Annotated in this window: 15 protein-coding genes; 8 read left to right on the top strand and 7 right to left on the bottom strand. The window is 43.8% G+C overall.

Going from position 1 to position 19,097, the window contains the following annotated elements; genetic code table 11:
- Window positions 1-106 precede the first annotated feature (106 nt).
- The 7 genes from SWOO_RS11745 (at window position 107) to SWOO_RS11775 (ending at window position 7,689) form a co-directional block, all read left to right on the top strand.
- Window positions 107-964 (top strand): endonuclease/exonuclease/phosphatase family protein, encoded by an 858-nt coding sequence (locus SWOO_RS11745; protein ID WP_012324912.1) that lies wholly within the window; start codon window positions 107-109, stop codon window positions 962-964.
- A gap of 59 nt (window positions 965-1,023) precedes the next feature.
- Window positions 1,024-2,961: a RecQ family ATP-dependent DNA helicase gene (locus SWOO_RS11750; protein WP_012324913.1), complete on the top strand. Its 1,938-nt coding sequence runs from the start codon at window positions 1,024-1,026 to the stop codon at window positions 2,959-2,961.
- Window positions 2,962-3,081: 120 nt separating this feature from the next.
- Complete coding sequence (locus tag SWOO_RS11755) at window positions 3,082-4,857, top strand: DUF885 domain-containing protein (RefSeq protein WP_012324914.1); 1,776 nt, start codon at window positions 3,082-3,084, stop codon at window positions 4,855-4,857.
- Window positions 4,858-5,066: 209 nt separating this feature from the next.
- Window positions 5,067-5,747 (top strand): response regulator transcription factor, encoded by a 681-nt coding sequence (locus SWOO_RS11760; RefSeq protein ID WP_012324915.1) that lies wholly within the window; start codon window positions 5,067-5,069, stop codon window positions 5,745-5,747.
- Between the two features lie 143 nt (window positions 5,748-5,890).
- Complete coding sequence (locus tag SWOO_RS11765; protein ID WP_012324916.1) at window positions 5,891-7,018, top strand: M14 family metallopeptidase; 1,128 nt, start codon at window positions 5,891-5,893, stop codon at window positions 7,016-7,018.
- 72 nt (window positions 7,019-7,090) lie between these two features.
- Window positions 7,091-7,408, top strand: coding sequence for a hypothetical protein (locus SWOO_RS11770; protein ID WP_012324917.1), 318 nt, complete (start codon window positions 7,091-7,093; stop codon window positions 7,406-7,408).
- The gene (locus tag SWOO_RS11775) at window positions 7,405-7,689 is read left to right on the top strand and encodes a YeaC family protein (RefSeq protein ID WP_012324918.1); all 285 of its coding nucleotides are present in this window, start codon (window positions 7,405-7,407) and stop codon (window positions 7,687-7,689) included. The genes SWOO_RS11770 and SWOO_RS11775 overlap by 4 nt, the downstream gene beginning before the upstream one ends.
- A gap of 68 nt (window positions 7,690-7,757) precedes the next feature.
- Here SWOO_RS11775 and ansA read toward each other — a convergent pair whose 3' ends face one another.
- Both ansA and sppA read right to left on the bottom strand, forming a co-directional pair.
- Entirely contained in the window at window positions 7,758-8,771 is a 1,014-nt protein-coding gene (gene ansA / locus SWOO_RS11780; protein ID WP_012324919.1) for an asparaginase, read from the bottom strand.
- Between the two features lie 184 nt (window positions 8,772-8,955).
- Entirely contained in the window at window positions 8,956-10,797 is a 1,842-nt protein-coding gene (gene sppA / locus SWOO_RS11785) for a signal peptide peptidase SppA (protein WP_012324920.1), read from the bottom strand.
- Window positions 10,798-10,963: 166 nt separating this feature from the next.
- Between sppA and SWOO_RS11790 the strand changes: the two genes are divergently transcribed.
- Window positions 10,964-12,979: an NADPH-dependent 2,4-dienoyl-CoA reductase gene (locus SWOO_RS11790; protein WP_012324921.1), complete on the top strand. Its 2,016-nt coding sequence runs from the start codon at window positions 10,964-10,966 to the stop codon at window positions 12,977-12,979.
- Window positions 12,980-13,111: 132 nt separating this feature from the next.
- On the opposite strand, the gene yfaE is transcribed toward SWOO_RS11790, so the two are convergent.
- The 5 genes from yfaE to ubiG form a co-directional block, all read right to left on the bottom strand.
- Window positions 13,112-13,510: a class I ribonucleotide reductase maintenance protein YfaE gene (yfaE, locus tag SWOO_RS11795; RefSeq protein ID WP_041417619.1), complete on the bottom strand. Its 399-nt coding sequence runs from the start codon at window positions 13,508-13,510 to the stop codon at window positions 13,112-13,114.
- Entirely contained in the window at window positions 13,479-14,609 is a 1,131-nt protein-coding gene (gene nrdB, locus SWOO_RS11800; protein ID WP_012324923.1) for a class Ia ribonucleoside-diphosphate reductase subunit beta, read from the bottom strand. Before nrdB ends, yfaE begins: the two co-directional genes overlap by 32 nt.
- An 88-nt stretch (window positions 14,610-14,697) precedes the next feature.
- The gene (gene nrdA / locus SWOO_RS11805) at window positions 14,698-16,986 is read right to left on the bottom strand and encodes a class 1a ribonucleoside-diphosphate reductase subunit alpha (protein ID WP_012324924.1); all 2,289 of its coding nucleotides are present in this window, start codon (window positions 16,984-16,986) and stop codon (window positions 14,698-14,700) included.
- 424 nt (window positions 16,987-17,410) lie between these two features.
- Window positions 17,411-18,103 (bottom strand): HAD family hydrolase, encoded by a 693-nt coding sequence (locus tag SWOO_RS11810; protein WP_012324925.1) that lies wholly within the window; start codon window positions 18,101-18,103, stop codon window positions 17,411-17,413.
- Window positions 18,103-18,816, bottom strand: a complete 714-nt coding sequence (gene ubiG, locus SWOO_RS11815; protein ID WP_041418124.1) for a bifunctional 2-polyprenyl-6-hydroxyphenol methylase/3-demethylubiquinol 3-O-methyltransferase UbiG — start codon at window positions 18,814-18,816, stop codon at window positions 18,103-18,105. Before ubiG ends, SWOO_RS11810 begins: the two co-directional genes overlap by 1 nt.
- Window positions 18,817-19,097 lie beyond the last annotated feature (281 nt).

Consider the following 19,097-nt stretch of genomic DNA (forward strand, 5'->3'; position numbering starts at 1 on the left):
CAGGTAGATATTGTCACTAGACTTGAACTAATTCAGCATGGCTAATGCTTTGTTATATTGCTAGCGCAATAAGCTCAGTCTAAAGTTATATAAATGGGTAACTATATTGAAATTAAGTGTTAAAACGATACTTGCCTTAGTCATGGGTTTGTCATTTAGCGCCGTGACTTATGTTTATGTTGTTAATGAGGCGAATGGAGAGAGTCAGATCATGAACAGTGCAAGTTTACCCTTGTTTCTATCCCAATGTGTTGAGAAGTCTGTGAGTACTCCATTAGATCTGGAGGGAAGGCTCAACGTGGCGGTTTGGAATCTCTATAAACAGCAAAAATCTGGCTGGGACTCTGTGTTAACTGAACTTGTATCTAGTAACGAGCTCGTGTTGTTGCAAGAGGCTAAGTTATCAAAGAACTTAGCTCAATTTATAATAAACAATAGCCAGCAGGTATTGATGGCCAAAGCCTTTAAGGTTTTCAAAACACCAATCGGCGTGATGAACTTGGCCAATGTGCAAGCAGAGTCTGCTTGTGCTTATCATGCAACTGAGCCTTGGATCCGCTTTGCCAAATCTGCGTTGGTTTCACAATACCTATTATCCAATGGCGAAAACTTGATGGTAGTGAATCTGCATGGGATCAATTTTGATTGGCGCTTAAAAGCTTATCGTTCTCAATTTGCACTGTTAGCTGAGCAAATAAGTGTACACACGGGTCCAGTAATCATGGCTGGTGACTTTAATACATGGCGACAAGGCCGCTTAGATGTGGTTGGCGAGTTTGCGACAAAATTAGGATTACAAGAAGCAAGCTATGAGACAGATAACCGTAACCGCGTATTTGGTAAGGCACTGGATCACCTTTATTATCGAGGTCTTAAGTTACAAAAGGCTCACTCCAATACGACTGAGGCCTCAGATCATAATCCGATACAAGCAAGCTTTACCTTGATTGAAAAGCGTGTTTAACCCTGTATCAACTCTCTTAATATCATTATCCATTGTCGCCATTTAAGGTAGGTTTATTCATGCAGCAGTTATTGCAATCCCATTTCGGTTTCAGTGAGTTTAGACCCGGTCAAGAACAGGTCGTTCGTGCCATACTCGATGGCCATAGCGCTGCCGCTATATTTCCAACGGGTTCGGGTAAATCACTCTGCTATCAACTGCCCGCCCTGTGTTTACCTCATTTGACCATCGTTGTGTCGCCACTGCTTGCCTTGATACAAGATCAGATAAGCTTTCTCAATAGCAAAGGTATCGCTGCAGCGAGTATCGATTCGACCCAAAGTCGAGAGGAAACCAATGAGGTGATGGCAGGTGTTAGAGCTGGTGTGATAAAGATCTTAATGATCTCTGTTGAGCGGCTCAATAACGAACGCTTTAGACAGTTTATTGCCGGAGTACCCATTTCGCTATTAGTGGTCGATGAAGCCCACTGTATCTCTGAGTGGGGACATAACTTTCGTCCAGATTACCTAAAGTTGCCCAGTTATCAGCAAGCATTGAACATCCCGCAAACCTTACTGTTAACAGCCACGGCAACCTCCAAAGTCATAGAGGATATGGGAAGTAAGTTTGGCATTAAACCTGAGCATATCACCTTAACGGGTTTCTACCGACCTAACTTACACTTAGGAGTTAAAGGACTGAGCAGTACAGATAAACTTGATTATCTCTCCACTTGGTTACAAACACGGCAGTTAAGCTCTGGGATCATCTATGTCACGCTGCAGCAGACTGCCGAGAAGGTTGCTGAGCAACTAAAAGCAAGAGGTATATCGGCAAAAGCCTATCATGCAGGCATGACATCTGAGGTGCGTCATGCTATTCAGCATCAGTTTATGTCAGGAGAGCAGGGCATTATTGTCGCTACAATCGCCTTTGGTATGGGGATAGATAAAAGCGATATTCGTTTTGTGGTGCATTATGATCTGCCAAAATCTATTGAAAACTACGCACAGGAGATTGGTAGGGCTGGGCGTGACGGTGGAGACTCTGAGTGTTTGGTGCTGGCCAACGGGGATAATCTCAGTACATTAGAGAACTTTGTCTATGGAGACACCCCAGAACCGTCAGGGATTGGGATAGTCCTTAATGAGATAAAAAAAGCTGCTTTTGAGCATAGGAGCTCGCAATTACCTCAATGGGAGCTGGTGTTAAATAGTCTCTCTAATCAATCCAATATTCGCCCGTTATCCCTTAAAACCTTGCTGGTGTATCTGGAGCTTCTTAATGTCATCAAGCCTACCTATAGCTACTTTGCCGAGTATAAATTTAAGTTTCTTCTTCCTGAAGCAGAAGTGATTGAGTATTTTACCGCTGAGAGACGAGACTTTATTCGCGCTATTTTTACCACTGCGGACAGGGCAAAAATTTGGTCGAGTGTGAACTTTGATTCACTGAATCAAACTTATGCCAGCGACAGACAAAGAGTTTTAAAAGCGATCAATTACCTTGATGAAAAAGGGATGATTGAGTTGCAATCAAAGCAGATGACTCAGGTTTATCAGATTGTTAATAGTGAGTTTGAACTCAAGGAGCTAACTGCGAAATTATCTAAGCGCTTTTTAAACAAAGAAGCCAGTGAAGTGGCGAGGATCAATCATCTGGTTGAGCTGTTTACTTCGCCAAACTGCTTGAGTCGCCAACTTGCTCATTATTTTTCAGATGATCAAATGACACAAGATTGTGGTGTCTGCACCGCTTGTCGTGGCGAGCGGGCAATACTTCCTCCACCTCCTTACTTAACACCGCTTGAAGAGCATGACTTTAACCAAGTTTGCGCTGATGTTGTCGCTAAGCTTGGTACTGCATGTACACCTGTTTTGGTGGCACGCTTCCTTTGTGGGCTCACTACCCCCTTGTTTACCAAGTTAAAGCTTAGATCTGCTAAAGGCTATGCTCAGTTTGAGCGATACCGATTTTCTGATGTAAAGCTATGGGTAACCCAAGGGCTAAAATAGATGTAACGCTATGTTTCTGACTCGCTGCAGATGCTGAAAAATTTTATAAGACGTGGTTAACTAGGCCGCGAAAAAGAATCAAAACTAATAAAAAATAAAAACAATGAACTGGAATTAGATATGAAAAAAGCAACATTATCACTGGTGGTTGGATTAGCGCTTACGGGGTTGACTGGGTGCCAGACTCAGGAAAGTACTCAGCAAACAGATGTAAAAAGTGTGACTCAACAGCAGATGAGCTTTAACCAATTTTCTCAACAGTTTGTGAGTGACTTCTGGAAAGAGTCTCCCACGTGGGCGCTCTACAGTGGATATCACAAGTATGATGGTATCTTAAAGATCCCAAATAAAGAGAATCGTCAGGCATCGATACTCTTTAATGAACAACAACTGGCAAAATTGGCCCAGTTTGATACAGATAAACTCTCTGCAAACGAGCTCATAGATTACCGTTTAATTGAGAATTTGCTTAAGCGTAACCTATGGGAGATCACGACCTTTAAGTCTTGGCAGTGGAATCCAAGCGCTTACAATGTCGCCGGTGGTTTTGCACAGCTGATTAATGAGGACTTTGCCCCATTTGATGCCCGTCTTCGTTCAGTCTTGGCACGTATGGAAAATGTTCCAGCCTTTTATGAAGCAGCGCGCCACAATATCCATAATCCAACCTTAGAGCATACTCAATTAGCTCAGATGCAAAATCAGGGAGCTTTCTCGGTGTTCTCTGAAGATCTATTAGATAGCGCCAAAAACTCAGGGCTAACAACTGCAGAGAAAAAACTGTTTGAACAGCGGTTTAATGCATCAACAAAAGCGATAAAAGCTCACATTGACTGGTTAGCAGCGCTGGCGGCAAAACTTGAAAAAGAGGGCGCGCGTAGTTTCAGAATTGGTGAAGAGCGCTATGAAGAGAAGTTTGCTTTCGATATTCAAGCGGGCATGAGTGGTAAAGCTCTCTATGAGAAAGCCTTAGCAGATAAGCTGCGTGTGCAAACTGAGATGGCTAAAATCACCACTCAACTTTGGTCGAAATACTTCGATACTCCACAGCCAAAAGATCAGAATAAAGCAACCCGTCAACTGATAGATAAACTTTCTGCCAAACATGTTAAACGCGAAGATTTTGTCGATGAGGTGAGAGCCCAAATACCTGAGTTGGTTAAGTTCGTTAATGAGAAAAACTTGGTCACACTTAACCCTGAGAAACCATTGGTCGTACGGGAAACTCCGGCTTATATGCGAGGCTTTGCTGGTGCATCAATCAGTGCGCCAGGACCTTATGAGAAGTCGAGTAACACTTACTACAATGTAACTCCCCTCGATGCCATGGATGCGGAGTCTGCTGAAAGTTACCTTCGTGAGTACAATCACTGGATCTTACAAGTGCTTAATATCCATGAAGCCATTCCTGGGCACTACACGCAGCTCGTTTACTCAAATGAATCACCGAGCATGATCAAGAGCTTGTTTGGTAATGGCGCTATGATTGAAGGCTGGGCAGTCTATACAGAACGTATGATGCTTGAAGAGGGCTACGGTGATTTTGAGCCTGAAATGTGGTTAATGTATTACAAGTGGAACCTGAGAGTTATTGCCAATACGCTACTTGATTACAGCATTCAGGTTAAAGGGATGACTGAAGAGCAAGCGTTAGACCTGATGGTGAATGAAGCGTTTCAACAACAGGCAGAAGCTGAAGGCAAGTGGCGTAGAGCAACATTGAGCCAAGTTCAGCTTACTAGCTACTATTCAGGCTATCGTGAGATCTATGATTTCAGAGAGGAGTTGAAGGGGATTGAAGGTGATAATTTTGATCTTAAAACTTTCCACGAGCAGTTCCTAAGCTATGGCAGCGCGCCGGTTAAGTATGTACGTCAACTTATGTTAGAGAAGTAATGTTGAGCCATATCTTCTGACACTTTGTCAGTCACTTTCACTAAAGCCAGACTCGTTCTGGCTTTTTTATCTCTGATTTTTATGTTTGTTACAGACAACTAGACGATCTAACTAACAAAATTAATATTTATAATGAAAAATAACTAGTAGATCACATTTGAATATAGTAATGTTGTTGATAATTGTTCGCATTTGCATTAAAGGTTGAGATGAGCAAAGTACTCTTAGTTGATGATGATCTGGTTTTTAGGGAGCTATTAGAGCAAGCGCTTGCTGAAGAGGGTTATCGTGTTATCTGCGCTGAAGATGGAGTCGCTGCACTCTCTATATTGGAAATAGAGAGCCCAGATATCATATTGCTAGACATTATGATGCCAAAACTAGATGGCTTTGGTTTATTAGCTGCTCGTAAGGAGCAGATCCCTGTGATTATCATCTCTGCCATCGATTGTGAGAGTGATAGGATTAAAGGTTACGAGTTAGGTGCTGATGATTTCCTCAGTAAACCTTTTAGTGTAAAGGAGTTACTTGTACGTATGGCTGCACTACAACGTCGAGTGGATCTGGTTCGTTCTGAGCGAATCTGCTCTATTGAACAGATTAAAGATGAAGTCGAGTTTGATGATCTGCAATATTGTGTTTCTATCGCATCTAAAAGGGTGTTGTTGACTCAAACTGAATTTAAGCTATTTAAGTATCTGTTTGAACGGAAAGGAGAGGTCATTACTAAGCAGGAGCTTCAGCGAAGTGTGCTGCAAAAAGAGCTGGGGAAGTTTGATCGTAACTTAGATATGCATATCAGTAATACCCGCAGAAAGCTTGCCAATACAGAGCTGCCTAAAACCTTAATTAATACCGTTAGAGGGCAAGGGTACAGTTTCGCTACCTAATGGTAACGAGATACCGATAAACCGTGAAGATTACTGTATATTTTTTACTTTTCAAGCTGCTCTATGGCGTTTTTTCGTTTATCCTATAGCGTATCAGATAGGCCGTGTTAGCCTGTCTTAATTGATAACATAAAGGAAACGTTATGCGGATCAGCGCCAATTTTGATGGTGGAAATATTGAAGTCATCAATCAAGATAATATTAAAGATGTGCAACTGGCTATTCGTCCCGATGTTGGTGACGAGTTTTATCAGTGGTTCAATTTTCGTTTAGAAGGCGAAGTAGGAAGCCAGTACCTACTTAATATTATGAATGCTGGTTCAGCTTCATACCCTAAAGGTTGGGAAAATTACCAAGCCGTAGCGACCTATGACAGGCAGCAGTGGTTTCGCCTTCCAACTGAGTACAAAGATGGTAAATTAACCATTCAAGTTGACCTTGATTGTGACTCAATCCAAATAGCTTATTTCGCTCCCTACAGTTATGAACGCCACCAAGATCTTCTCGCTTCAGTCCAAGTCCACCCATTAGTCAGTCTCGAGCACTTAGGTTTAACCTTAGATGGCCGAGATATGACACTGGTGAAAGTGGGTGATGGTGATGAATCTAAAGCAAATATCTGGATCACAGCGCGTCAACATCCAGGTGAGACGATGGCTGAGTGGTTAGTCGAAGGCTTCTTTAACAGCTTGCTCGATAGTGACAACGTCAATGCTCAGGCGCTACTAGACAAAGCAAATTTCTATATTGTTCCTAATATGAATCCAGACGGAAGTGCACGTGGTCATTTGAGAACCAATGCACTGGGTGTTAATTTAAATCGTGAATGGCAGACCCCTTCGCTTGAGAAGAGTCCAGAGGTCTTCTACGTCACCAATAAGATGAAAGAGACTGGCGTGGATCTCTTCTATGATGTCCACGGTGACGAAGGTTTACCTTATGTCTTTCTTGCTGGCTGTGAAGGCGTACCTTCACATGATGAGCGCATGGCCAAACTGCAGCAAAAGTTTGTTGACGCACTAACACTGGTCAGTGCCGATTTCCAGTCTGAGTTTGGTTATGATAAAGATGAGCCAGGCAAAGCAAACCTAACGGTTGCCTCTAACTGGGTCGCTGAAACATTTACCTGCCTCTCTAATACTCTTGAGATGCCGTTTAAAGATAATGACAATATGCCAGATCCTATGTCAGGCTGGTCTCCAGAGCGCTCTATCTATCTAGGTGAGGCATCTTTAATCGCAATGTTAGCGGTAGTGAATAACTTACGATAATAACGGTGTGTGACTAACTTAGGCTAGTTTTGAACTAGTGTGGATTAGTCACACAGCTTTTGAGGTAATACGATGGCATTGATTGAATGTCCTAGCTGTAATAAACGGATCTCAAGTAAGGCGACAGAGTGCCAGCATTGTGGAAGTCAGCTATCTGGAGATAATCAGGTACTAAGCAAAATCAGCCATATTAAACGCTCAGCGCAACTTGTGAACCAAGGCCTACTATCCATGTCTCTGTTTATCGCAGGTGTCGTGGTATGGTTTTGGGGAGGGGAGCCAGCTGAAGGGTTACGTTCCTATATTGGTGGCGCTTGTTTTGTACTTGGCTTCGTTGGTTACCTAGTTACCCGATTACAGATAGTGTTACATGAACGGAAGAAAGTATGAGTGATGAGATAAATAAGGTCATCGATGAGATGCCCCAAGAGGTTTATGAGCGCCTAAGAACAGGTGTAGAGCTAGGTAAATGGGAAGATGGCACGCGTTTATCTGATGCCCAGCGTGAGTCAACTATGCAACTGGTGATGCTCTATCAGGCCAGAAGACTTAATCAAACTGATCATTTCACCATTAGTCGTGAAGGCACCATAAACGAACTCTCTAAAGCTGAGCTAAAAAAGCAGTTCAAGGGTGAGAGTATCGCCGAGTTTAAAGAGAAAGAGTTATAAATTTGTCTTATTAAGCGCATCGAGCAGCACTATGGCTGCTCATTTACGCAACAGTTATGTGAGTCCTTTTAATCTTCGCTTAGCTCACCAACCAAGTTTTGCTGCATAGCGGTGCGAATTTCATTGGGGGTTAGAGAGGTCGACAGCAGGTAGTGCAGTTTTGCCAGTGCAGCTTCTGTAGTCATATCCGAGCCACTTATCACCCCAGCCGCTTCTAAAGCATGTCCAGTGGCATAACCTTTCATGTTCACTTTCCCCTGCAAACATTGCGTCAAGTTGACGAGAATAATACCTCGAGCCGATGCTTCAGAAAGTACCTTTAGTAAGCTGGTATTTTGAGGAGCATTACCCACACCATAGGTTAGGATGATTAGGGCCTTCACGGGTTGCTGAAGTAAGTTCCTAATGACGTCGGTGGTGATCCCAGGGTACAGGGTGACAACACCAATTGGCTGTGGGCTGATGGTTGCAACCTCCAACTTTTTACTGTCATCGGTTGCGATCTTACCGGCTTTGACTCGGATCTTAATCCCCGCCTCAAGAAGCAGTGGGAAATTTGGTGATGCAAAAGCGCCGAAACCGTCAGCATGTGCCTTAGTGGTTCTATTGCCTCTAAACAGCTTATTGTTAAAGAAGAGACACACCTCTGCTATAGGATAGTTTGCGGCAATGTACAGGGAGTTAAGCAGGTTGGTTTGTCCGTCCGATCGTAGTTGTCCTAATGGGATCTGTGAGCCAGTAACGATGACGGGTTTTGATAGGCCTTGCAGCATAAAGGAGAGGGCTGATGCGGTAAACGCCATGGTATCTGTGCCATGTAGGATCACAAAGCCATCATATTTATCATAGTTAGCTTTGATATCGTTAGCGAGTCGCTGCCAATCGGTCGGAGCCATATCAGAGGAGTCCATTAACGGACTGTATTCATGTATGACAAAGTCCGGCATATCATCATAGTAAAACTCAGGCATGGATTTCACACAGTTTGTAAGAAAACCAGCAACGGGGGCAAACCCTTGAGCTGTTTTTTGCATGCCTATGGTGCCGCCTGTGTAGGCAACGTAGATTGTACGCTTTGTCATGATGAACTTCTATTGGCCACTAATGGGCAGCAGTATACTTGCTTGAAGCCTTCAGCCCAATGCTATTGAGCCATTTAAACTCATAATTGTTACGATCAGCATAAAAAAAGCCCGCTGAGCGGAAGCTCTGCGGGCTTAGTCAATTAATCCAGTGGATTATCGTGGCAATAAAAAGTACTCGACGCTAGAAGTTACAGGTATCGCAGTACAGATACATGCCTTTAGGATCATCAAAGGATCTAAATTCATCAATGGCGCTAGACCATTGAGACAGTAGCTGCTCAATCACAGAACTATGACTCATAGATTCAGGCAAATAGGCTGACGCTGAAGCGAACATCTCTTGAATAAACTGCTCTTGAGGCGTGAGATCTTGCTCAATTATTTCACTGTCAAAGTCATCGAGTTCTGCCATCTGAGCAGCTTTAGCGACGGCTTGTTTTAGATCGCCTAACTCATCAACTAAGCCAAGGCTAAGTGCCTTTCTTCCTGACCAGACACGACCTTGAGCTATGCTATCCACATCATCTAAGCTCATATCACGCTCGTTGGCCACAAGAGAGATAAAATCATGATAACCACGCTCAACGTGACGTTGGATCACATCTTTGATACCTGGGGTTAATCCTTTCGCCACTGAGATGCCAGCCCATTCAGAGGTTGCTACACCGTCAGTGTGGATCCCTATACTTGATAGCGAATCTTCAAAAGTGGTGATCATACCAAAGATGCCGATTGAACCTGTGAGTGTTGTTGGTGTGGCGTAGATGTAATCTGCGCTGGCTGAGATCCAATATCCACCCGACGCTGCGTAACTGCCCATACTGACGACAACGGGTTTGCCTGCAGTTTTCAGTGCAAGTACCTCTTGACGGATCTGCTCGGAAGCAAAGGCGCTTCCGCCTGGACTATCGACTCGTAACACAACGGCTTTTACTTGATCATCAAAGCGCGCCTTTCTAAGGAGTTCTGAGGTACTTTCACCGCCAATATTACCAGCAGGCTGGTTGCCGTTGAGTATGGTACCTTTGGCAACAATGATACCGACAGTATCATTGGTATAAAGAAGAGGGTGCTTAGCGGTGAGACTTAAGTAGTCATGAAAGCCTATCTGTTTGAAATTATCGCCATCTCTTGCCTGTCCAACCAAGTCTAACATCTTAAGCCTGAAGCTTTCTGACGTTGCGAGTTCATCGACCCAGTTCATATTCAGTGCCATTTCAGCAGACTGACCTTCAGCTTTATCAAGCTCTGCGAGGTAGCGTTCAGAGTTGAGTACAAGGTCGTCACCTGCAATATTACGATTATCGGCAACAACGCCTTGATAACTGCTCCAGATATCATTCAACAGCGCAAGGTTGGCTTCTTTTGCTGCGGGAGACATATCATCACGAATGTAGGGTTCAACAGCCGATTTAAAGGTACCGACTCGGAAGATGTGCGCCTTCACTTTAAGCTTCTCAAGTGCTGACTTATAATACTGGCGATAACGGCTCAAGCCCTCTAGTTCAACACCGCCCTGTGGGTTGAGGTAGATGGTATCGGCAAAGCTGGCGAGAAAATATTGATTTTGGCCATAGCTATTAGCTTGTGCAATAACAGGTTTGCCCGATTCTTTAAACTGGATTAAGGCATCGCCAATAGATTGCAGCTTGCTTATTCCTGTCCATCTTAAATGCCCCATATCTAACACGATGGAAGAGATGCGAGTGTCATGAGCGGCGTTGTCGATCACATTAAGCACATCGGCAAGTAATATCTCGCCTTGGCCGTCGTTGTTTTTGCCGCTTTTCATCGCCTCTTCAAATGGGTCTACTTGTCTTTTTTGCTCAACAATAGAACCTGAAAGGTTGAGTACTAATGCTGACCCAGTTTCAATATTCACACTATCATCTATATTCATAGCAACAATCAGCGCCAACAGGAAACCGAAAAAGATCACATTTAAAATCAGTTTCCGTGTACCGTTAATTGTCTTCCATAAAAGAACAAATATTCTTTTTATTAATGAGGGTTTATCGGACATTATCCAATCCTTTATTACGTCAATGAGACTATGCTAACTGAAATTTCCGATTTAGGGAAAAATCAATTGTAAAGGAATCTGTTGCTTTACAATTGAACAACTAGTTGAGCTTAGCTATAACAAGATGTATGCTGGTTTAAATCAGTTGTTTTAAAAGGATGTTTGAATGTCGTTTCCGCATTTATTAGAACCCTTAGATCTTGGCTTTACTCAATTAAAGAACCGTGTGCTTATGGGCTCCATGCACACAGGCCTAGAGGAAGAAAAGGGCGGCTTTGAGAAACTGGCACAGTTTTATAAAGAGCGTGCTATTGGTGGTGTTAGCTTAATTGTCACAGGTGGGATCTCGCCCAATTTACGCGGACGTTTGGCACCTAATGCTTGTCAGCTTAGTTTTCCATGGCAAGTTGGGAAACATCAAATTGTTACTAAGGCGGTTCATGAAGCGGGTGGCAAGATCTGCATGCAACTTTTGCATGCTGGACGCTATGGCTATCACCCATTCTCTCAAGCGCCTAGCAAGATAAAGTCTCCTATCACGCCTTTCACCCCCTCTGCGATGTCTGCAAGACAGGTGCGTGGCACCATTAAGGATTACGCTACCTCAGCGGCCTTATCCCAAAAGGCTGGATATGATGGTGTTGAGGTGATGGGCTCTGAAGGTTACCTGATTAACCAGTTTGTTTCTGCCCGTACCAATGTCCGAGATGATGAGTGGGGAGGGAGTTTCGAAAATCGGATTAAATTCCCACTGGAGATAGTCCGCAGTATTAGAAAGCGTGTCGGCGATAACTTTATTATCATCTTTAGACTCTCGATGTTAGATCTGGTTGACAATGGTTCGACTTGGGATGAAGTGGTGGAGCTGGCTAAACTGTTAGAGCAAGCGGGGGTCACCATTATCAATACCGGCATTGGCTGGCACGAAGCGAGAGTGCCTACTATTGCAACCAGTGTACCAAGGGGCGGATTTGCTTGGGTAACCGAGCGACTCAAAAAAGAGATGAATATCCCGCTTGTGGCAACCAACAGAATCAATACGCCTGAGATTGCTGAACATATCATTGAGTCAGGCCAAGCGGATATGGTGTCAATGGCTCGCCCATTCTTAGCCGACCCCGACTTTGTTAACAAGGCTGAGGCAAATACCCCAGAGCTTATCAACACCTGTATTGGTTGTAATCAGGCTTGTTTAGACCATACCTTCTCACTAAAACGTGCGACCTGCCTAGTGAACCCTAGAGCCTGTTACGAGACTGAGATCAACTTCATTCCAACGACGAACAAGAAACGTATTGCTGTGATGGGCGCAGGCCCTGCAGGAATGGCGTTTTCTGTCTATGCTGCAAGCCGGGGCCACGAAGTGGTGCTGTTCGAAGCTAAGTCAGAGGTGGGTGGTCAGTTTAATCTTGCTCGTAAGATCCCGGGTAAAGAGGAGTTCGATGAAACCATACGTTACTTTATCAATCAGATGAAGCTGCACAAGGTTGAGTTGCGTTTAAATACTCGACTCGACGCCTCTGTGATCAGGGATGAGCAGTTTGATGAGATTGTTATGTCATCGGGTGTTGTGCCAAGAAAAATAGATCTTCCTGGTTTCGATAACCCGAAAGTAGTGGACTACCAACAGGTGCTTAACCGTGAAGTGGCATTAGGTGAACGTGTTGCATTAATCGGCGCTGGCGGTATTGGTTTTGATATGGCCCACTATCTCTGCGAGCCTGAGTCGACAACACTGCAACCTGATAAATGGTTAAAGCAGTGGGGTATCGATAAGGAGTACGCAGAGCGAGGCGGTTTGACTAGTCCCCAAGAGGCGAGTGAGCACCGTGATATCTATCTGCTGCAACGTAAAACCAGCAAGATGGGTAAAGGATTAGGTAAAACCACAGGTTGGATCCATAGACTGGTGTTAAAGAAGCATCAGGTTAAGATGAAGACTGGCGTCAGTTATCAAAAGTTCGACGAGCAGGGCTTGCACATCAGTGTGGGTGAACAAGATGAGATCTTGGCGGTGGATAATGTCGTGCTTTGCGCCGGACAGGAGTCGAATCGTACTTTGCAAGAGGAGATGCAAGCAACAGGTTTACCTGTACATCTTATCGGCGGCGTTGACGTTGCAGCTGAGCTCGATGCCAAGCGTGCGATTCGTCAAGGGGCTGAGTTAGCGATTAAGCTTTAAGCCTAAGACTAAATTTAAACTTGGTCGCAAATGCTATTTTAGATAATACAAAAAAGGACCGATTATTCATCGCTCCTTTTTTATTGACTTCATTAATCTAAAGTTTGATTAAAGAGGTTTTAGAGAAAAAGCTTAACGATTATCAGTGCAAACCGTTTGAGTCTCTTTTATCTGCTCTTGTGGGATTAACTTAGCATTTTCTTCGCGTTTAGGTGTAAGGGTTACACCTTGAGTTGGCAGCTCCAGATCGAGATCTGAATTTGGCGTACAGCAACAGGGAAGGCACTCATCCTTTTCAAGATGAACCAGTGGTTCAGTATGATAAGTCACACCGCCACTGATTATCTTAGTTTTACAAGCGCCACAATACCCATTACGGCACTCGGAAAACAGTTTAACTTTTTTTTGCTCCAATGCCATCAAGAGGCTAGTGTGCTGCTGGGTAAATAGCAGCACAGGTTGGCCTTGCAAGCTGACGATAGGGGCTTTTTTAAAGTTACTAAAGTTCAAAGTCTTCAAACTCACTCTCATCGATTGATGAGTCAATTTGTCCAACCAAATAGGATGATACTTCCACTTCCTGCGGCGCTACCTGTACCGAATCACTCTCTAACCAGGTTTTCATCCAAGGAAGAGGATTGGTTATCTGCGCGTAAGGTAGATCTAAGTTGACTGACTTCATGCGCTCGTTAGTGATGTACTCAACATATTGGCATAAGATCTGTTCATTAAGGCCTATCATAGAGCCATCTTTAAACAGGTATCTTGCCCACTCTTTCTCCTGCTCAGCGGCTTTAACAAAGATGTCGTAAGCTTGCTGCTCACACTCTTTCGCTATTTCACCCATCTCAGGATCATCTTTGCCCGCTTGCATCAGCTTGATGATGTGTTGAGTGCTGTTGAGGTGCAGGGCTTCATCACGTGCAATTAGGCGAATGATTTTCGCGTTACCTTCCATCACTTTACGCTCTGCGAATGCAAAAGAGCAGGCGAAACTGACGTAGAAACGGATCGCTTCGAGCACATTGACTGACATCATGCAGAGATAGAGGGCTTTTTTGATCTCACGTTTAGTGACAATAAGCTCTCGACCGTCAATCATATGGGTGCCTTCGCCTAATAGGTGGAAAGCTTGGGTGAGCTTGATAAGCGTATCGTAGTACTCTGCAATGTCACTTGCGCGCTTTAAAATCTCTTCATTTTCAACAATATCATCAAATACAATCGATGGATCATTAACGATATTACGAATAATGTGAGTGTAAGAGCGTGAATGAATAGTCTCTGAAAATGACCAAGTTTCAATCCAGGTTTCTAACTCTGGCAAGGAGACTAGGGGCAGAAAAGCAACATTTGGCGAGCGACCCTGAATTGAATCCAGCAGTGTCTGGTATTTCAGGTTAGAGATAAAGATATGCTTCTCATGATCTGGAAGGGCGGCATAATCGATCTTATCTTTACTGACATCAACCTCTTCAGGGCGCCAGAAAAAAGAGAGTTGTTTCTCAATTAGCTTTTCAAATACTTCATATTTTTGTACATCGTAACGTGCCACGTTGACCGATTGTCCTAAAAACATAGGTTCCAAACGAGCATCATTAGGGGTTTGACAAAAAGTAGAATAGGCCATGGTTTCTTCCAGAATACAGGGGCTTCATGCCCCTATTAAAAATTAATAACACACTCAGTGCCAACGCACTGAGTCTTGATACACCTTGTTAGATCTTACACGCGCCGCCAGCACAGTCATCGTCTTCTTTCTCAACGCTGACCATATCATCGTGTTTATCTGACGCGCCATCGCGTGTGTTGTGATAGTAGAGTGTTTTCACGCCAAGTTTGTAGGCATTTAACAGATCTTTCAGCAGTACCTGCATTGGCACTTTCTGATTATCAAAACGAGATGGATCATAGTTTGTGTTAGCGGAAATGGCCTGATCGACAAACTTCTGCATTAGACCAACGAGTTGTAAATAACCGTCGTTATTTGGCATCTGCCAAAGTAACTCATAGCTGTACTGGTACTTCTCAAAATCAGGAACAACCTGCTTAAGTTGACCATCTTTGCTCGACTTCACGCTGATAAGTCCACGTGGTGGCTCGATACCATTGGTTGCATTGGAGATCTGTGAGGATGTCTCAGATGGCATCAATGCTGAAAGGGTAGAGTTACGCAGGCCGTGAGTCACGATATCCTGACGCAGTGTCTCCCAATCCATGTGCAGTGGCTCATCACAAATATTGTCCAGAGCACGTTTATAGGTATCGATAGGCAATACGCCCTTCGAATAGGTTGTCTCATGGAATGCTGGACATGCACCTTGCTCTTTAGCCAAGTTCATCGAGGCTTTCAATAGGTAATATTGAATCGCTTCAAATGTCTTATGGGTGATGTTGTTTGCTGAGCCATCAGAGTAACGCACTCCCTCTTTAGCCAAATAATTAGCAAAGTTAATCACACCTATACCCAGAGTTCGACGATTCATTGACGACTTTTGAGCTGCGATCAGCGGGTAATCTTGATAATCCAATAGGTTGTCAAGGGCACGAACCGCAAGATCTGCTAGTGGTTCAAGCTCTGCAAGGTTCTTGATCGCCCCAAGGTTAAGAGCCGATAGAGTACAAAGTGCAATCTCACCGTTTGGATCATTCACATTATCCAGAGGCTTAGTTGGCAGTGCGATCTCAAGACATAAGTTAGACTGTCTGATTGGTGCAACTTTACTATCAAATGGACTGTGAGTGTTACAGTGATCGACGTTCTGTACATAGATACGGCCAGTAGAGGCACGCTCTTGCATCATCAAACCAAAGAGTTCAGAGGCCTTAACTTGCTTTTTACGAATACTGTCATCTGCTTCATATTGTAGGTAAAGACGATCGAACTCATCTTGGTCTTCAAAGAAAGCATCATAAAGGCCCGGTACATCCGATGGACTAAATAGGCTGATCACGCCGCCTTGAATGAGACGTTGATACATTAGCTTGTTGATCTGTACGCCGTAATCTAAGTGACGAATACGGTTATCTTCAACCCCTCGGTTGTTTTTAAGTACTAACAGAGACTCGACTTCAAGATGCCAAATCGGGTAGAAGAGAGTTGCAGCTCCTCCACGTACGCCACCTTGCGAGCAAGACTTTACCGCAGTTTGGAAGTACTTAAAGAAGGGCAGACAGCCAGTATGGAAAGCTTCACCACCACGGATTGGGCTACCTAAGGCGCGAATACGCCCTGCATTGACACCGATCCCAGCACGCTGACTGACATACTTCACGATAGAAGATGAGGTCGCGTTAATGGAGTCTAGGCTATCACCACACTCAATTAATACACATGAGCTAAATTGACGCGTAGGCGTACGAACGCCAGCCATAATGGGCGTTGGTAGTGATATTTTAAAGGTTGAAACCGCATCATAGAAACGCTTGATATAGTCAAGACGAGTCTCTTGAGGGTATTTAGCAAATAGACAAGCCGCGACCAAAATATAGAGGAACTGTGCACTCTCATATATTTCATGGGTAACGCGGTTTTGAACCAGATATTTTCCCTCTAACTGCTTTACAGCGGCATAGGAGAAGTCCATATCACGCCAGTGATCGATATAACCATCTAATATATCTAACTCTTCACGGGTATAGTCTTGCAGAATATGGGTATCATATTTACCCATTTCAACGAGTTTAACTACGTGATCATAAAGCTTAGGTGGCTCAAACTGGCCAAACGCTTTTTTACGCAGGTGGAAGATAGCTAAACGAGCCGAAAGAAACTGGTAATCAGGTGACTCTGGAGAGATAAGATCGGCTGCGGCTTTAATAATGGTCTCATGAATAGCTTCTGTCGGTATGCCATCAAAAAACTGTAAGTGAGAGCGAAGTTCAACTTCTGATACCGATACATTTTTTAGGTCTTTGGCTGCCCATGTGATCACACGGTGTATTTTATCGAGATCGATGATTTCGCGTTCGCCACTACGTTTGGTGACTTTCAGATTGCTATTCATTAAAGAAAGGTCCTGGTATTTATATGTGTGTAGGTGACTGTGAGTAGTCGGCCTTAAGATTCCATGTAACAAACAAATAGAGCATCGAAAATAGGATAATTTTCATCTAAAAAAATAGAAGGTCTCTAGTGTCTCTGACTGTTACTTACACACTATATATGGTGTCTTAAAATTTATAAGGTACAAGATAGTGAGGTTCTTGGAATTTTGCAAGTCTGATTTTGGCTTAGTTTGTGGGGGAATCTTGTGGATAAGTTGAGGATAAAAAAAAGGGTGAGCGAAGGCTTACCTTTAAAGACCATTTTTAGTGGCTTTGAGAGGGGTTGGTTTAATTTTGAGCGGCAAGATGTCGTGACAAATTTGGCTGGATCAAATGGTGATCTTTTGGATCTTAGACTCAAAAAATCACCTAGAGAAAAATAGATTAGCTGGATAATTGTGCCAGAAGCTCAACCACATCTTGTGGAGAATGAAAAGTAAAATTACTTGGCCAGTTTTGCGGTGTTGCATCTGAGCCTATGTATCCCCACATGGCAATGCCACCTAGCATTCCTGCATTGTCAGCCGCGAGCAGATCTCGCTCTGCATCTCCTAAGTAGAGGATCTGCTCTGCAGGGCAATCTATCTGCTGCGCTGCGAGTAACATGGGTGCTATATGAGGTTTAGAGAAGAGAGTGCTATCACCGCTGACAACCGTTCCCATTGAAATCGAAAGCCCTAATACATCAAGAAGTGGGCGAGTAAAACGAGCGGGTTTATTGGTGACTATGCCATAGGGAATGGCGTGTTCATCAAGGTAAGCAAGTAATGCAGAGATCCCATCAAACAGTTGGCTATGCTGACCATTTATCTGGGTATAATGGCGCAGTAGCCCCTGCTGTAGCTCAAACTGCTTATCTTCATTAAGATGAGGTTGAGCAGCCTTTACAAGTGCTAAACTGCCATCGGAAGCGACTTGGCGCATCTTATCCAAACTGACTTGGGGGCAGTTGAACTGGGCTAAACTCAGGTTCAAAGCAGCAACAAGATCCGGGGCGGTATCCACTAAGGTACCGTCGAGATCAAAAAGCACGGCTTTGATAGAGGAACCGCTTTTCTCTTGTGACTGACTGGCCATTAACTTTCGCTCTTCTTCGTCGCTATCATATAGTTTACGTCGACATTTTTTGTGTAGCTAAAGGTATCAGTTAATGGGTTAAAGGTAATACCGGTTGCGTCTTCACAAAATAGCTCAGCATGTTCAGCAAGGGAGATAAGCTCCGATGGCTTGATAAACTTTTTGTGATCATGAGTGCCGATTGGCAGCATCTTAAGGATATATTCTGCGCCCAGTATCGTTTCGACATAGGCTCGCAGATTACGGTTAATCGTTGAGAAAAACACATAACCGCCAGGTTTCACCATATCTGCACAGGCTTGTATAACAGAGCGAGGGCTAGGTACATGCTCTAACATCTCCATACAGGTGATGACATCATAACTCTCTCTATGACTTTCTCTGTGCGACTCGGCAGTATCTTGTATATAGTTTATCTCAACGCCCACCTCTAATGCATGTAATCTGGCAACATCCAATGGTTCAGCGCCCATATCGAGTCCATCAACCTTAGCACCGATACGTGCCATGCTCTCTGATAAGATCCCACCGCCACAGCCGACATCAAGGACACGCTTGCCAAACACACCACCACAAGTTTGATCGATATAGTTCAAACGCAGTGGATTAAGTCTGTGCAGCGGCTTAAATTCACCCTCAGGATCCCACCAAGTTGCTGCCATCTTTTCAAATTTCGCTATTTCACTTGGATCAACATTTATCTCTTTCTGCATATCTTGCTGCACGCTATCACCTATAAAGGCATGGGTTATTGTGGCCATTATACCCATAGGTAGTAATAAACAAAGGCCAATAGTGGGTGAATTGAGTGATATTTTAACCAATTGATTGAATAGCGAACATTGTTTGATTCTGGTCAACTAATTTGTAGATTAATACTTATTTAGGGGGAATGATAAATAGGGTCTGGCGACAAAAAATAACTGTGTTAGAATGCCAAATCACGTTTTCAGGCTCGATGATTTCAGCTTTCCATTTCGGATGTTGAGTTGTC

The organism is Shewanella woodyi ATCC 51908, assembly GCF_000019525.1.
Lineage (GTDB): Bacteria > Pseudomonadota > Gammaproteobacteria > Enterobacterales > Shewanellaceae > Shewanella > Shewanella woodyi.

Coding starts and splice junctions, on each gene's coding strand:
- SWOO_RS11750 (WP_012324913.1), top strand. CDS start 1,024: ATGCAGCAGTTATTGCAATCCCATTTCGGTTTCAGTGAGTTTAGACCC.
- SWOO_RS11755 (WP_012324914.1), top strand. CDS start 3,082: ATGAAAAAAGCAACATTATCACTGGTGGTTGGATTAGCGCTTACGGGG.
- SWOO_RS11760 (WP_012324915.1), top strand. CDS start 5,067: ATGAGCAAAGTACTCTTAGTTGATGATGATCTGGTTTTTAGGGAGCTA.
- SWOO_RS11765 (WP_012324916.1), top strand. CDS start 5,891: ATGCGGATCAGCGCCAATTTTGATGGTGGAAATATTGAAGTCATCAAT.
- SWOO_RS11770 (WP_012324917.1), top strand. CDS start 7,091: ATGGCATTGATTGAATGTCCTAGCTGTAATAAACGGATCTCAAGTAAG.
- SWOO_RS11775 (WP_012324918.1), top strand. CDS start 7,405: ATGAGTGATGAGATAAATAAGGTCATCGATGAGATGCCCCAAGAGGTT.
- ansA (WP_012324919.1), bottom strand. CDS start 8,771: ATGACAAAGCGTACAATCTACGTTGCCTACACAGGCGGCACCATAGGC.
- sppA (WP_012324920.1), bottom strand. CDS start 10,797: ATGTCCGATAAACCCTCATTAATAAAAAGAATATTTGTTCTTTTATGG.
- SWOO_RS11790 (WP_012324921.1), top strand. CDS start 10,964: ATGTCGTTTCCGCATTTATTAGAACCCTTAGATCTTGGCTTTACTCAA.
- yfaE (WP_041417619.1), bottom strand. CDS start 13,510: ATGAGAGTGAGTTTGAAGACTTTGAACTTTAGTAACTTTAAAAAAGCC.
- nrdB (WP_012324923.1), bottom strand. CDS start 14,609: ATGGCCTATTCTACTTTTTGTCAAACCCCTAATGATGCTCGTTTGGAA.
- nrdA (WP_012324924.1), bottom strand. CDS start 16,986: ATGAATAGCAATCTGAAAGTCACCAAACGTAGTGGCGAACGCGAAATC.
- SWOO_RS11810 (WP_012324925.1), bottom strand. CDS start 18,103: ATGGCCAGTCAGTCACAAGAGAAAAGCGGTTCCTCTATCAAAGCCGTG.
- ubiG (WP_041418124.1), bottom strand. CDS start 18,816: ATGCAGAAAGAGATAAATGTTGATCCAAGTGAAATAGCGAAATTTGAA.